Source organism: Verrucosispora sp. CNZ293, from assembly GCF_002754655.1.
On sequence record NZ_PEFR01000001.1, the window covers coordinates 1 to 14,926 of the forward strand.

Annotated in this window: 12 protein-coding genes and 1 pseudogene; 10 read left to right on the forward strand and 3 right to left on the reverse strand. The window is 73.3% G+C overall.

The genetic code is table 11. The features are described 5' to 3' along the window. From ggt to leuS, 8 genes are all read left to right on the forward strand, one after another. On the forward strand, window positions 1-1,486 hold a 1,486-nt coding region (ggt, locus tag CLT74_RS00005), incomplete at its 5' end, for a gamma-glutamyltransferase (RefSeq protein WP_099851004.1). A 15-nt stretch (window positions 1,487-1,501) separates the two neighbouring features. After that, window positions 1,502-4,255, forward strand: coding sequence for a hydrogen gas-evolving membrane-bound hydrogenase subunit E (mbhE, locus tag CLT74_RS00010; RefSeq protein WP_099844697.1), 2,754 nt, complete (start codon window positions 1,502-1,504; stop codon window positions 4,253-4,255). Next, a complete protein-coding gene (locus tag CLT74_RS00015) occupies window positions 4,252-4,632 on the forward strand; it encodes a sodium:proton antiporter (RefSeq protein ID WP_099844698.1) in 381 nt (126 codons plus the stop codon). The genes mbhE and CLT74_RS00015 overlap by 4 nt, the downstream gene beginning before the upstream one ends. Continuing rightward, window positions 4,629-6,092 (forward strand): proton-conducting transporter transmembrane domain-containing protein, encoded by a 1,464-nt coding sequence (locus CLT74_RS00020; protein ID WP_099844699.1) that lies wholly within the window; start codon window positions 4,629-4,631, stop codon window positions 6,090-6,092. Before CLT74_RS00015 ends, CLT74_RS00020 begins: the two co-directional genes overlap by 4 nt. Further along, window positions 6,089-6,508, forward strand: a complete 420-nt coding sequence (locus tag CLT74_RS00025) for a Na+/H+ antiporter subunit E (RefSeq protein WP_099844700.1) — start codon at window positions 6,089-6,091, stop codon at window positions 6,506-6,508. The genes CLT74_RS00020 and CLT74_RS00025 overlap by 4 nt, the downstream gene beginning before the upstream one ends. Before the next feature lie 2 nt (window positions 6,509-6,510). Further along, complete coding sequence (locus CLT74_RS00030) at window positions 6,511-6,768, forward strand: monovalent cation/H+ antiporter complex subunit F (protein ID WP_099844701.1); 258 nt, start codon at window positions 6,511-6,513, stop codon at window positions 6,766-6,768. Beyond that, entirely contained in the window at window positions 6,765-7,127 is a 363-nt protein-coding gene (gene mnhG, locus CLT74_RS00035) for a monovalent cation/H(+) antiporter subunit G (RefSeq protein ID WP_099844702.1), read from the forward strand. Before CLT74_RS00030 ends, mnhG begins: the two co-directional genes overlap by 4 nt. A gap of 232 nt (window positions 7,128-7,359) precedes the next feature. Beyond that, window positions 7,360-10,185 carry a leucine--tRNA ligase gene (leuS, locus tag CLT74_RS00040; protein WP_099844703.1) on the forward strand — a complete coding sequence of 942 codons (2,826 nt, stop codon included), beginning with the start codon at window positions 7,360-7,362 and terminating at the stop codon, window positions 10,183-10,185. A gap of 67 nt (window positions 10,186-10,252) precedes the next feature. Here leuS and CLT74_RS00045 read toward each other — a convergent pair whose 3' ends face one another. Together CLT74_RS00045 and CLT74_RS00050 are read right to left on the reverse strand one after the other, a co-directional pair. Beyond that, window positions 10,253-11,095, reverse strand: a complete 843-nt coding sequence (locus CLT74_RS00045) for an ABC transporter permease (protein WP_099844704.1) — start codon at window positions 11,093-11,095, stop codon at window positions 10,253-10,255. Further along, on the reverse strand, window positions 11,092-12,003 hold the full coding sequence (locus CLT74_RS00050) for an ATP-binding cassette domain-containing protein (RefSeq protein WP_099851007.1): 912 nt from the start codon (window positions 12,001-12,003) through the stop codon (window positions 11,092-11,094). Before CLT74_RS00050 ends, CLT74_RS00045 begins: the two co-directional genes overlap by 4 nt. Window positions 12,004-12,135: 132 nt before the next feature. On the opposite strand from CLT74_RS00050, the gene CLT74_RS00055 reads away from it, so the two are divergent. Next, entirely contained in the window at window positions 12,136-13,359 is a 1,224-nt protein-coding gene (locus CLT74_RS00055; protein WP_199172020.1) for a sensor histidine kinase, read from the forward strand. Beyond that, window positions 13,356-14,009, forward strand: a complete 654-nt coding sequence (locus CLT74_RS00060) for a response regulator transcription factor (RefSeq protein WP_099844706.1) — start codon at window positions 13,356-13,358, stop codon at window positions 14,007-14,009. The genes CLT74_RS00055 and CLT74_RS00060 overlap by 4 nt, the downstream gene beginning before the upstream one ends. Before the next feature lie 162 nt (window positions 14,010-14,171). Here CLT74_RS00060 and CLT74_RS00065 read toward each other — a convergent pair. Continuing rightward, window positions 14,172-14,901: pseudogene (locus CLT74_RS00065) on the reverse strand (TVP38/TMEM64 family protein); the annotation flags it as partial. Between the last annotated feature and the right edge of the window lie 25 nt (window positions 14,902-14,926).

The following is a 14,926-nucleotide window of genomic DNA, read 5'->3' on the forward strand; positions in this document are numbered from 1 at the left end:
GCACATGGCGGGCCTCGGCGGCGACGGCTTCTGGCTGCTGGCCGAGCCCGATGGTGCGGTGCACGCGCTGAACGCCTCGGGCCCCGCGGCTCAGGCCGCCACCCGCGACTACTACGGCGAGCGGGGCCACACCGAGGAGGTGCCGTCGCGCGGCCCACTGTCGGCGCTGACCGTGCCGGGCGCGGTCGACGGCTGGCGGCTGGCCCACGAGCGGTACGGCCGGTTGCCCTGGGCGAGTCTGTTCGACGACGCCATCCACTACGCCCGGCACGGCGTGCCGGTGGCTCGCTCGCTCGCTGACTGGCTGGTGGAGGATCTCGATCTGCTCGGCGCGGAGTCCTCGACCGCGCGGCTGTTCGTGCCGGAGGGCCGGGCGCGGCGTGAGGGGGAACGGATCGCGCAGCCGGAGCTGGCCCGCTCGCTGGAACTGATCGCCTCCCAGGGTGCTCGTGCCGGCTTCTACGAGGGCGACCTCGGGCGGCGCTTCTGCACCGGGATCGCCGCGCAGGGATCGCCGCTGCATCCGGACGACCTGGCCGCCTACCAGGCCCACTGGGAGGAGCCGATCGCCGTCGACTACCGGGGGCACACCGTGTACGAGATGCCACCGAACACGCAGGGTTTCGCCGCCCTTCAGCTGCTCAACCTGATCGAGGGCTACGACGTGGCCGCCTGGGGCGACGGCACCCCGGACTACTACCACCACCTCGCCGAGGCGGTGAAGCTGGCCTTCGCCGACCGGGACGAGTGGCTCACCGACCGGCACTGGGTGGACATCCCGATTTCTGACCTGCTCGACAAGGCGTACGCGGCAGGTCGCCGCGAGCTGATCCGGCCGGACCGGGCGATGGTCATGGCCGACGTCGAGCCGGGGATCCGCTTCGGACCTCAGGCCCGCCGTCGCGCACCGGAGGGCGACACCTGTGCGTTCTGCGTCGTCGACGAGCACGGGCTGGTCGTCTCCGCCATCCAGTCGATCTACCACGACTTCGGCGCCGGACTGGTCTCCGGTGACACCGGGATCATCCCGCAGAACCGGGGCTCCTTCTTCTCCCTGGACGAGCGGCACCCGAACCGGATGGAGCCGGGGAAGCGGACCTTCCACACTCTCATCCCGGGTCTGGTCTGCGTCGACGGCCGACCGTGGTTGGCCTTCGGGTCGATGGGGGGCGAGGGGCAGCCGCAGACCCACGCGGCGCTGCTCACCCGCCTGATCGACTTCGGTTACGACGTGCAGCAGGCGATCGAGTCTCCCCGCTGGCTGATGGGCCGTACCTGGGGCAGCAGCGCACAGGACCTCTCCCTGGAAGGGCGCATCTCCGACGAGGTGGTGCGCGAGTTGCAACGCCGTGGCCAGCCGGTGCGGATGATGCCGAACTGGGACGACAACATGGGCCACGCCCAGGCGATCCGGATCGACGCCGAGCGGGGCCTGTTGGAGGCGGGTGCCGACCCGCGTGGCGACGGTGCCGCCATCGGCTACTGAGGCGGGCGGGACGAGGTGATCCTGGCCGTCGCGCTCGCCTGGCAGGTCGGCCTGGCGGCCTGCGTACCGCTGCTGGTGCGGCGCTTCGGCCGCGACGCCGGCTATCCGCTGGCCGCCGGGTACCTCGTCGCGGCGGCGCTGCTGCTCATCCGGCTACCGGTGATCCTCGACGACCGGGAGGTCGCCGTGGCCTGGCGGTGGCTGCCCAGCCTGGAGGCGCACGCCGCGCTGCGGATGGACGCGCTGGGGTTGGTCTTCGCGCTGCTGGCCCTCGGTGTGGGCGCGCTCATCATGGCCTACTGCCCCCGCTATCTCGACGGCAACGAGGTGGAGCAGGAGCGGGTGTACGTCACGATGACCCTCTTCGCCGCCGCGATGCTGGGCCTGGTCCTCGCCGACGACCTGCTGGTGCTCTTCGTCTTCTGGGAACTCACCTCGATTCTCTCCTTCGTCCTGATCGGGCAGGGCGGCCGGCCGGCGGCCACCGGCCCCGCCGTGCAGGCGTTGCTGGTCACCGTCACCGGCGGTCTGGCGCTGCTGGCCGCCATCGTGCTGCTGGCGGTGCACCTCGGCACCACAAGCCTGGACACCATCGTGGCCGAGCCGGAGCGGCTGAGCGGGGGGCCGGCCTGGGTGGTGGGGACGCTGATCATCGTCGCGGCGTTCACCAAGTCCGCGCAGCTGCCGTTCCACTTCTGGCTGCCCGGCGCGATGGTGGCGATCACGCCGGTGAGCGCCTACCTGCACGCGGCGACGATGGTCAAGGCCGGCATCTACCTGCTGATGCGCTTCTCGGCGGTGTTCGCCGGCTCCTGGGCGTGGGACGGCACCCTGATCGCCGTCGGTCTGCTCACCGCGATCCTCGGCGCGCTGCTCGCGCTGCGTCAGTACGACCTCAAGGCGCTGCTGGCGTACTCGACGGTCAGTCAGCTCGGCCTGCTGGTCGGGGTGATCGGCGTCGGCACCCCGGCCGCCGACGCTGCGGCGATCCTCTACACCGTCGCCCACGCGCTGTTCAAGGCGACCCTGTTCATGCTGGTCGGCATCATCGACCATCAGGCGGGCAGCCGTGACGTGCGGGAGCTGGCCGGGCTGCACCGGGTGATGCCGGCGACGGTCTGGCTCACCGTGCTGGCGGCGATGTCGATGGCCGGTCTGCCGCCGACCATCGGTTTCGTCGGCAAGGAGGCGATCTTCGAGTCCCTCGGTGAGGCCCACGGCGGATGGTTGCTGGGTTGGTGCGCCGCCGGGCTCGGGGTGCTCGCCTCGGTACTCACCTTCGCGTACGCGGCCCGTCTGGTGCACGGGATGGTGGAGGGGCCGACCCGGCAACGCCAGCTGCGCGAGCCGTCCTGGGCGTTTCTCGCCCCGGCCGCGGTGGCCGCGGTGGTGGCGACCGCGCTCGGTCCCACGGTGGCCGTGCTGAGCCCGCTCGTGGAACGGGCCGCGAACGACGCCCGCCCGGAGGGTACGCCGCCCTACCTGGCGTTCTGGCACGGCTTCACCCCGGCGTTGGGGCTGAGCCTGCTCACCGTGCTGCTGGGTGTGCTGATGTTCCTCGGCCGCGTCCGGGTCGACAGGTGGCTGCGGGCCGTGCCGACCACCCCACCGTTCGCCGAGTTGCTGGAGCGCGCCCGACACGCGCTGCTGCACGCCGGTTCGGTGGTCGGTCGGACCGCGCACGCGTCGGGTCCGACGCCCTACCTGGCTCGACCGTTGCTGGCCGCGGTGGTCCTGGCCGCGGTGGCGGCCGTGGCGCTGCCGGACGGGCCGGTCAGCCTCGGCGGCGCGCCGGGTCGGCCCGGTGACTGGCTGCTGCTGGTACTGCTCGTGACGGCCCTCGCCGGGCTGCTGGTGGTGCGGTCCGCGCTGGCCGCGATCGGGCTCACCGGAGTGGTGGGGCTGCTGCTGTCCGCGTGGTTCCTGACCGTCGGAGCACCTGACGTGGCACTGACCCTGATGCTCGTGGAGGTGCTGACCGCGGTGGTCGTCATGCTGGCGCTGCGGCAGCAGCCGCGTCGGCTCGCCCCCGTCGGGCGGCACTGGCCGGTCACCGGCGCGGCCCTGCTGGCGGTCGCCATGGGCGTCGCGGCGGGCGCGGGTACCGCCGTGTTGACCGGCCGCGACCGGCTGTCCGACCCCGGCCGGTGGTACCTCGACCGGGCGGAGGACCTGACCGGCGGTGCCAACGTCGTCAACACCATCCTGGTGGACTTCCGGGCCCTGGACACTCTCGGTGAGGCGGTGGTGCTCGCGGTGGTGGCACTCGGGCTGGTCCGGCTCACCGCCGGTGGTCCGGTCGTGTCGGCCGACGCCGATCCCGCCGACGAGGACCTGGTGCTCTGCCTCGCCTACCGGGTGCTCGCACCGGTGATGCTGCTCGCCTCGGCGGTGCTGTTCCTGCGCGGGCACGAGGAGACCGGTGGCGGCTTCATCGGGGCGTTGCTGGCGGGTACCGCCGTCGGGCTCGGCCAGTTGGCGCACCCCGGCGGGGCGCCGGTGCTGGGCCGGCTCAGGTCGGTGCCGCTGGCGGCGGTCGGGCTGCTGGGCGCGACGGTCGCCGGTCTGGCGCCGCTCGTCGCCGGCCGGCCGCTGCTCACTCCACTCACCCTGGACACGCCGGGGCCGGTGCCGTCGTTGTCCACGTCGCTGCTGTTCGACCTGGGGATATACCTGATGGTCCTGGCGCTGGTGGTGGCCGCGGTACGACGCCTCGGCGTACCGCCGGCCCGCCCGGCCGTGCCATCGGGGGCCGGAGGCGCCCGGTGAGTGCCGCGTTCGTGGTCGGTGTCCTGGTCGCCGCGGGGGTGTTCCTGCTGCTGCGGCCGGGCCTGCTGCGGGTGGTGCTGGGCTTCGTGCTGCTCGGGCACGCCGTCAACGTGGTGCTGCTCGCCGCGGGTGGGCTCGGACGGCGGACCGCGGCGCTGGAGGAGGTGGGCCCGGACACCGCCGACCCGCTGCCGCAGGCGTTCGTGCTGACCGCCATCGTGATCACCTTCGGGATCACCGTCCACCTGCTCGGCCTGCTGCGGCGCGATGCCGGCGGACCCACGAGCGGTGCGGATCCCGCTGACGAGGCTGATTCCGACGGTGCCGGCGGACGCGACGACACCGGCGGGCACGGCGCAGCGGGGCGGCCGGGGTGAGCGGTCTTCTGCTGATCCCGGTGGTCGGACCGCTGCTGGTCGCCGGGGTGCTGCTCGCCCTGCCGGGTCGCATCCGGCTGCGTCGGGTCGGCGCGTTCGCCACCATGGGCGTGGTGCTGGTGGCCGGGCTGGTCCTGCTGGTCCGGACCAGCGATGGCGCGGTGCCCGTCCTGCGGGTCGGTGGCTGGCCCGGCCCGATCGCCATCAGCCTGGCGGCGGACGCGCTCAGTGCCCTGCTGGTCACCGTGACCGCAGTCGTGGTGCTCTGCTGCCTCGTCTCCGCCGTCGGCTCCGGGGACGACCGCCGCCCGCACTTCCTGCCGCTGGTGCTGGTGCTCTCCGCCGGGGGCAGCGGCGCGTTCCTCACCACCGACCTGTTCAACCTCTTCGTGCTGATCGAGGTGATGCTGGTGCCCTCGTACGTGCTGCTGAGCCTGGCCGGCGGGGCCGGGCGCGGTGGCGCGGGACGGGTGTACGTGGCCACGAACCTGCTCGGCTCCACTCTCCTGCTGGCCGGGGTGGCGCTTGTCTACGGCACCACCGGAGTGGTCGGGCTGGGCGAGCTGGCCGGCGCGGCCCGCGACGAGCCGACTGTCGCTGTCGCCTGCGGTGTGGTGCTGCTCGCCCTCGGCGTCAAGAGTGCGCTGGTGCCGCTGCACGACTGGCTGCCCCGCACCTATCCGGTGGCCTCGCCGGTGGTGGTGGCGCTCTTCTCCGGGCTGCTGACCAAGGTGGGTCTCTACGCGGTGATCCGGATCTACGCGGTGGTGTACGACGGAGATCCCGGGTACCGCTGGCTGCTCGGCGCGGTGGCGCTGCTGTCGATGGTGGTAGGCGTGCTCGGTGCCGTCGGTGCGGACTCGATGCGGCGGATCCTGACCTTCCACATGGTCAGCCAGATCGGCTACGTGCTGCTCGGTCTGGCTCTGTTCACCACTGCCGGCCTGGCCGCGGCGGTCTACTACCTGGCCCAGTACATCCTGGTGAAGGCGGCGCTGCTGCTCTGCGCGGCGGCGGTACGCGTCGGCCGGGGCACCGACCGGCTGGACGGTTCCGGCGGGCTGGCCGGGCAACGTCCCACGCTCGCCCTCGCCTTCGCGGGGGCGGCGCTGTCGCTGGCCGGCCTGCCGCCGTTCTCCGGTTTCGTGGCGAAGTTGCTGCTGCTGCGGGCCACCGCGGAGACCGGCGCCTGGCTGGCGATGGCGGTCGCGGTGCTGGTCAGCCTGCTCACCCTGCTGTCCATGCTGAAGATCTGGAGCGCGCTGTTCACCGGTGCGCCACCGGCGTCGTCGACAGTGGCGAAACGGATCGGTCCGACGCTTGTCGGACCGCCGCTGGCCCTGGCCGGCCTCTCCCTGGCGGCCGGGCTGGCAGCTCAACCGCTGCTGGTGGTCGCCGACACGGCGGCGGCCGGACTGCGTGACCCGGCCGGCTACGTACGGGCGGTGACCGGCCGATGAGCACCACGGTGATGACGGTCGTCCGTCGTACGGCGGTGCGGACTCGCCGCGTGCTGCGGTTCGCCGGCTACTTCGCGGTCCGGCTGGTGCAGGCGAACCTCGCGGTGGCCTGGGAGATCCTGACGCCCGGTTCCGGGCTGGCGCCGGCGGTGGTGCGGGTACCGCTGCGGGCGGCCACCGACACCGAGGTGGCGGCCGTGGCGCTGGCGGTGAGCCTGACCCCGGGCACGCTGACCCTTGGCGTGCACCGGGAACCAGGTGCCGCGCTGTCGGTGCACGGCATGTACGCCGCCGACCCGGTGGCGTTCCGCCGGGAGGTGACCGAACTGGAGTGGCGGCTGCTGGCCGCCCTGCGCCCGGCCACCCACCCGGACGGCGGCCCCGACGGGGGCCGGTCGGAGGTGATCCGGAGGTGACGATGTTCCTGCTCGACGCGGTGCTCGTGGTTCTCGCCGGCTCGATGGCGGTGGTGATCGTCCGGCTGGTGGTCGGCCCGACCGACGCCGACCGGGCGGCCGCGCTGGACCTGGGCTTCTTCGTCTTCCTGGCGGCCCTGGCGGTGCTCGCCGCCCGCCTGCGCGCCCCGGACCTGCTCGACCTGGTGCTCAGCGGGACGCTTGTGAGTTTCCTGGCCACGGTGGCGATGGCCCGGCTGGTGCACCGGAGGCAGCGGTGATCCGGACCGTGGCGGCGTCGGCGCTGCTGCTGCTCGGCACGGGGCTGATCGCGATAAGCGCGGTCGGTCTGATCCGCCTGCCGGACGTCTACCACCGGATGAACTCGGTGGCCAAGGCGGCCAGCCTGGGGCTGAGTTGCGTCCTGCTCGGCGTGCTGCTGCTGATTCCCGGCTGGCGTACCGCGGTGGTGGTGCTGGCCGCCGTCGGGCTGCAACTGTTCACCGCGCCGGTCGGCGGCTACGCCCTGGCCCGGGCCGCCTACCGCGCGGGGACCCCACTGGCGTCGATCACCCGCTACGACGAACTCGGCGGCCGGGCCGGCGAGGGCGGCGACGAGCCGGCCCGGGACTCCGCCTGAGGGGTAGTGGGAAGCGGCGTCGCATCACGCGCGGTACACTGCCGGGCATGGCCGGAGTCTTCCTGCTTCTTACCGGGCCGTGCTGATGCGCTGAGCGCGCGACAGCACGGCGGCCCCTCCTGCGTGAGGGGCTTTTTCGTGCCCGCCGCCGGCCCGGAGACGGGCCGTCGAGGCAGACCCGAGACCAGCCAGCACTGCGACAGACTCCGCCGAGCGACGCGAGGAGAAGGCCATGACCGAGGCAGAGGTCCCACCGTTCCGGTACACCGCGGCGCTGGCCGACGAGATCGAACGCCGCTGGCAGGACCGTTGGGAACGGGAGGGCAGCTTCCACGCGCCGAACCCGTCCGGCCCGCTGGCCGACCCGGCCCACCCCCGGTCGGGTGCGGAGAAGCTGTACGTGCTGGACATGTTCCCCTACCCGTCCGGTGCCGGGCTGCACGTCGGGCACCCGCTGGGCTACATCGGCACCGACTGTTTCGCCCGCTACCAGCGGATGGCCGGCCGCAACGTGCTGCACGCGATGGGCTTCGACGCGTTCGGCCTGCCCGCCGAGCAGTACGCGGTGCAGACCGGCACCCACCCCCGGACCACCACCGAGGCCAACATCGAGCGGTACAAGGCGCAGCTGCGCCGGCTGGGGCTGGCCCACGACCAGCGGCGCTCGGTGGCCACCATCGACACCGACTTCTACCGCTGGACCCAGTGGATCTTCCTGCAGATCTTCAACTCCTGGTACGACCGGGAGGCCGGCCGGGCCCGGCCGATCAGTGAGCTGATCGCCGAGTTCGCCGACGGCACCCGGCGGACCCCGGACGGCCGGCCGTGGGCCGAGCTGTCGCCCGCCGAGCGACGCGCCATCGTCGACGACCACCGGCTGGCGTACGTGTCGCAGGCGCCGGTGAACTGGTGCCCCGGGCTGGGCACGGTGCTGGCCAACGAGGAGGTCACCGCCGACGGCCGTTCCGAGCGGGGCAACTTCCCGGTCTTCAAGCGCAACCTGAAGCAGTGGATGATGCGGATCACCGCGTACGGCGACCGGCTGCTGGACGACCTGGACAAGCTGGACTGGCCCGAGCCGATCAAGCTGATGCAGCGCAACTGGATCGGCCGGTCCCAGGGCGCGCACATCGACTTCCCGACCCCGGCCGCCCCGATCCGGGTGTTCACGACCCGCCCGGACACCGTCTTCGGGGCCACCTACATGGTGCTGGCCCCGGAACACGAGCTGGTCGACACGCTGGTGCCGGCGGCCTGGCCGGCGGGCACCCGGGACGCGTGGACCGGCGGGCACGCCGGCCCGAGGGAGGCCGTCGAGGCGTACCGCAAGGCGGCGGCGGCCAAGACCGACGTGGAGCGGCAGGCCGAGACGAAGGAGAAGACAGGCGTCTTCACCGGCGCGTACGCCACCAACCCGGTCACCGGGGGACAGATCCCGATCTTCATCGCCGACTACGTGCTGGCCGGCTACGGCACCGGCGCGATCATGGCGGTGCCCGCCCAGGACGAGCGGGACTGGGAGTTCGCCGAGGTCTTCGAACTGCCGATCGTGCGTACCGTGCAGCCGCCGGAGGGCTTCGACGGCAAGGCGTACACCGGGGACGGGCCGGCCATCAACAGCGCCGCGCCCGAGCGCGGCCTGGACCTGGACGGCCTGGGGGTGGCCGACGCCAAGGCCCGGATCATCGCCTGGCTGGAGGAGACCGGCAGCGGCCAGGGCGCGGTGACCTACCGGCTGCGGGACTGGTTGTTCAGCCGGCAGCGCTACTGGGGTGAGCCGTTCCCGATCGTGTACGACGCCGACGGCGCGGCCATCGCGCTGCCGGAGGAGATGCTGCCGGTCGAGCTGCCCGAGGTGGACGACTTCTCCCCGCGTACCTTCGACCCGCAGGACGCGAACAGCGACCCGGAGACGCCGCTGTCGCGCCGCCGGGACTGGGTCGAGGTCGAGCTGGACCTGGGTGACGGCCCCAAGCGGTACACCCGGGAGACGAACGTGATGCCGCAGTGGGCCGGCTCCTGCTGGTACGAGCTGCGTTACCTGGACCCGACGAACGACGGCCGGTTCGTCGACGCGGACAACGAGCGGTACTGGATGGGCCCGCGCGGTGAGGGCGACTGCGGCGGCGTCGACCTGTATGTCGGCGGGGCCGAGCACGCCGTGCTGCACCTGCTGTACGCCCGGTTCTGGCACAAGGTGCTGTACGACCTGGGCCATGTGTCCTCGTTCGAGCCGTTCCGCAAGCTGTTCAACCAGGGCTACATCCAGGCGTACGCGTACACCGACGCCCGGGGCGCCTACGTGCCGGCGGAGGAGGTCGCCGAGCGCGACGGCGGCTTCTTCCTGGGTGACGTCCAGGTCAACCGCGAGTACGGCAAGATGGGCAAGTCCCTGAAGAACGTGGTCACCCCGGACGAGATGTGTGCCGCCTACGGCGCCGACACGTTCCGGGTCTACGAGATGTCGATGGGCCCGCTGGAGGTGTCCCGTCCGTGGGAGACCCGGGCGGTGGTCGGCTCGTACCGGTTCCTGCAACGGGTCTGGCGGGCCGTCGTCGACGAGCGGACCGGGCAGTCGCGGGTGGTGGACGCCCCCGCCGACGAGCAGACCCGGCGGCTGCTGCACAAGGTCATCGACGGTGTCCGGGGCGACATGGAGCAGATCCGCTTCAACACCGCGATCGCCAAGCTGATCGAGCTGACCAACGGGGTGACCCGGCTGGCGGGTACCCCGCGCGAGGTGGCCGAGCCGCTGGTGCTGATGGTCGCGCCGTTCGCCCCGCACGTCGCCGAGGAGCTGTGGCAGCGGCTGGGCCACGACACCTCACTGACCTACGCCGACTTCCCGACCGCCGACCCGGCCCTGCTGGTGGCCGAGACGGTCACCTACCCGGTGCAGGTCAACGGCAAGGTCCGCGCCCGCATCGAGGTCCCCGCCGACGCCACCGAGACCGACGTACGCGCAGCGGCCCTGGCCGCGGTCGCCACCACCCTGGCCGGCAAGGACCCCCGCAAGGTCATCGTCATCCCCACCCGCATGGTCTCCATCGTCGCCTGACCCCACCCCCCACCCTCCCGGCCCTCCCCGACCCTCCCGGGAGGGCGAGGGGGTGGTTGGTGAGGGGTTAGGGGTGGCGGCGGGGTAGGGCTGTGATGGTGATCAGGGTGGCTACTGCGGCCCAGGCGGCGTAGGTGGTCCAGGCGCCGGTGACGGTCGCGGGATAGGGGTTGTCGAGCCAGGCCGGGGGGCCGGTCGGCTCCATCAGCCGCTGCCACGCGGGGAGCGGCATGGCGTGCCGGAGCAGCGCGCTCCAGCGTTCGTTCTCGTCGACGGCGGTGGGCAGCAGGAGCAGCACCGTCGCGGCGGTGACGATCGTCGGCGCGGTGTGCCGGATCAGCGCGGCGAGGGCCATACCGACAAGCGCGCAGAGCGGCACCAGCAGCGCGGAGGCGGCGATGCCACGCAGGGCGCCGGGGTCACCGACGGACATGTTCGCGCCGACGTCGGCGAGGATCGCCTGCGACACCGTGAACGCCGCCGCCGCCCCCAGCGCACCCAGCAGGGTCAGCACGCCGGTCAGCACGGTCAGCTTCGCGGCGGCGACGGCGCTGCGCCGAGGGACGGCCGCGAACGTGGTACGCATCAGCCCCGAGGCGTACTCGCCGCCGATCGCGACCGCGCCGACACCACTGGCCGCGAGGACGACGAACATCTGCGCCTCGGTGGGGAAGGCGTCCCAGAGCGGGGAGCGCACCGCCCGCCGCTCGGCCGGCCAGTCCGGCCAGCCCGCGTGGGTGGCCAGCGCGGCGTGGCCGGCGAGGCCCACCATGGCGAGCAGGATCAGGGCGAAGGCGGCCCAGGTGGAGCGCAGCGACCAGAGCTTGATCCATTCGGCGGCGAGCAGGTCACGGAAGCGTGCCGGACGGGTGAGGGTGGTCGGCGTGGTGGGTCGGGTCACGGCGGTCATCGGCTCTCCCGGGCGGCGTACTCGACATCGGCGGCGGTGAGCGCCATGAAGGCCTCCTCCAGCGAGGCGGTGCGGGGGCTCAACTCGTGCAGCGGGATCCGCAGGCCCAGGGCCAGCTCCGCGATCCGCTCGGCGCTCACCCCGGTCACGGTGAGCGCACCAGCGGGATCCGGGCGCACTCTCGCGCCGGCGTCCGCCAGCGCCGTGGTCAGGGTGGCCGGCTCAGGGGTACGCACGACGACCTCGGCGCGGCCGACGCGGGCGGCGAACTCGTCCAGGGACTCCTCGGCGATCAGGCGGCCCCGGCCGATGACCACGAGGTGGTCGGCGCAGTGCTCCATCTCGCCCATCAGGTGACTGGAGACGAAGACCGTGCGGCCCTCGTCGGCGAGCCGGCGGAACAACCCCCGCACCCAGCGCACCCCCTCCGGGTCCAGGCCGTTGAACGGCTCGTCGAACATCAGCACGGGTGGGTCGCCCAGCAGCGCGGCGGCGATACCGAGGCGCTGCCGCATCCCCAGCGAGAACGCGCCGACCCGGCGGTCGGCGGCGTCGTCGAGGCCGACCTGCCCCAGCACCTCGTCGACCCGGGCGGCCCCGATGCCGTTGCTGCGAGCCAGGCTGGCCAGGTGGGCGCGGGCGCTGCGCCCGCCGTGCACGTCCGCGGCGTCGAGCAACGCGCCAGCGTGCCGCAGCCCGCGGGCAAGAGCCCGGAACCGGACGCCGCCGACGGTGGCGGTGCCACTTGTCGGGGTGGTCAGCCCGAGAACCATGCGCAGGGTGGTGGACTTGCCGGCTCCGTTGGGGCCGAGGAAGCCGGTCACCCGGCCCGGCCGGACGGTCAGGGTCAGGTCGTCGACGGCTGTGGTGCGGCCGTACCGCCGGGTCAGGCCATCAAGTTCGATCATGCCGTTCACGCTGCCGGTCGCCGGGCCCGACCGCGTCACCCCACCGGCCGTACCGCGCACCAGGGCGGTGGCCTGCGGGCGTACGCCCCCGGGCCGATGCCGGTGCGGCGCGGAGCTGGATACCGTGTGCCGGTGAACGCCATCGCCCTGCTCCGACCGCGTGGCGCCGTGCCGGTGTTGCGGGCGGCGCTGGTGTGGGCCGGGGTCGCGCTCCTGCCCGCGCTCTGGGTGATGGCGCCGGCCGTGGCGCACAGCGGCGACGGTGTCGGCGTCGTGGGCTGGTGGCTGCCGGTGCGCTACCTGGTGCCGGTGCTGATCGTGGCGCTACCGGCGGGTCTGCTGCGCCGCCGGCCGCTGACCGGGCTCGGCCTGATGCTCGCCGGTGCGACGCTGTGCAGCGCGACAGTGCACGGCCGGGACCCGGGATACCTCGGTGATCTGTTCAACCTCCAGTTCCTCGCCGTCGACGCGGCGCTCGCCGTGGTCGCCGCGAACCGTTCCCGTCGGGTGTCGGTGCCCGCCGCCGGGGTGGTGCTGGTGACGCAGTTGCTCGCGGCCTTCGTGAACCTCGGAGTCGAGCCGGTGAACCAGGCCGCGCTGACCGTGCTGGCGGTCGCGGCAGCCTGGATCGCCGGCAACTCGGTGCGGGCCCGGCGGAACTACGCGGCCGCGCTGCGCGTCCACGCCGCCGCCGAGGCGGTCACCGCCGAACGGCTGCGCATCGCCAGGGAACTGCACGACATGGTCGCGCACAGCATCGGTGTCATCGCCATCCAGGCCGGGGTGGGAGCGCGGGTGATCGACACCCAGCCGGCGCAGGCCCGTGCCGCCCTGGCCACCATCGAGGCGGCCAGCCGGGACACCCTGGCCGGGCTGCGGCGTACCCTCGGCGCGCTGCGCCACGGCGACGGGGATCCGGCGTCGCTGGAGCCCGCGCCCGGGTTGGCGGACCTGGACCGGCTGGTCGCCGCCACCGGCGACGCCGGCGTTCGGGTCGAGCTGTGTACGACCGGCGACGCACCCGTCCCGGCCGAGGTCGACCTCGCCGCGTTCCGCATCGTCCAGGAGGCACTCACGAACGTGGTCCGCCACGCCGGGGTCGACGCGTGCCAGGTCATCGTCGAGCGTGGCGACGACGCGGTCACGGTGGAGGTTGTCGACGACGGCCGTGGCGGCCCGATCGGCGTCGACGGGCACGGACTGATCGGCATGCGCGAGCGGGTGCTGGCAGTCGGTGGCCACCTACGGGCCGGGCCGCGCCCCGAGGGAGGCTTCCGGGTGGCGGCCCGGCTGCCGGTGCCCTCGGAGATCGTCGTCCCGGCTGGCGTCGGCCGGGCCGAGGCGGTGGACGGGTGACCATCCGGGTGCTGCTCGTCGACGACCAGCCGCTGGTGCGGGCCGGGCTGCGCGTGCTGATCGCCGACGTGCCGGACATGGCGGTGGTCGGCGAGGCGGGCACCGGTGCCGAGGCGGTGCGCCTGGCTCGTGAGGTCGTGCCCGACGTGGTGCTGATGGATCTACGGATGCCGGGAACCGACGGCATCCAGGCGACGCGGACGATCACCGACTCCGGCGGTCCCGTCCGGGTGCTGGTACTCACCACGTTCGACGACGACGAGCACGTGCACGCCGCGCTGCGGGCCGGTGCGAGTGGCTTTCTGGTCAAGGACATGGCGCTGGAGGACATTCTCGGCGCGATCCGGGTGGTGGCGGCCGGGGACGCGTTGATCGCACCGGGCGTCACCCGGCGACTGATCGCCGAGTTCACCCGCCGGCCGGCGGTGCCGTCGCCCCGGCCGCTGTCCGGAGTGACCGATCGGGAGCGCGAGGTGCTCACCCTCGTGGGTCGGGGCCTGTCCAACGCCGAGATCGCCGCCGAACTGGTGATCAGTGCGGCCACCGCCAAGGCGCACGTGGCCCGGCTGTTCAGCAAGCTCGGCGCCCGGGACCGGGTGCACCTGGTCATCGCCGCGTACGAGGCCGGCCTGGTCACCCCGCCCCGCTGACCCGCACCACTCCCACCCCCGCCCCAGGCTCACCTGCGTCCGCACCTTCGGGGAAAGTGCTGCCTCGACCGCCGCGGACCCAGCACTTTCCGCGGAACTGCGCGGCCTGCGTGAGGTGCGCGGCCTGCGTGGGACGGTGGTTGGGGGGCGGTCTTGGGTTGCTCAGGGGAGGGGGCGGCGGAGCCGGCGTTCGGTGCGCCACCAGCGGACGAGCAGCACGGCGCTGGCGATGAAGCCCAGCGAGGCCGGGGCGGCGGCGAACCAGTTGATCTCGCTGGGGCTGGTCACGGCCGCGCCGACCGCCGCGTAGCCGAACGCGGTCGGCGCGGAGGCGATCACGCTGCCGACGAGGAACGGCAACACCCGCGCGCCGGTGGTGCCGTAGCCGTAGCTGACCAGACCGAAACCGGAGATCGGCAGCAGCCGTACGGTGACCACGCCGAGGACGCTCTGCCGGGTGAACCAGCGGTCGAGGCGGGCCAGCCGGCCCCGGACGCGTTCGGCGACGAACTCACGGCCCAGCACCCGGCCCACCGTGAAGCCGATCAGCGCCGCCAGCAGCGCGGCGCCGAGGGCGTACGCGGCACCTTCCAGGGCCCCGAATATCGCTCCTGCGGCGAGCGTGATGAACGTGCGGGGGACCAGTGCCACCAGCAGCAGCGCTCCGCCGAGCACACCGGCCACCGGTGCGAGCCGACCCATCCGGTCGGCCAGGTCGGGAAGTGCCGTCGGGTCGGGCTGCGGCACCAGCAGCAGCGTCACCCCGAAGGCGGCGAGCAGGAGCAGCAGCAGCGAGAACCGGGTGACCGACGGCGTCGTGGCGAGCAGCAGGAGCCGCCGCGCGGTGGCTGGGGCGGTGAGCGCTGTGTCGCCGTACCGTGCGTCGTCGCCCGGGCCGGCACCGGGTTGGGCGGTTT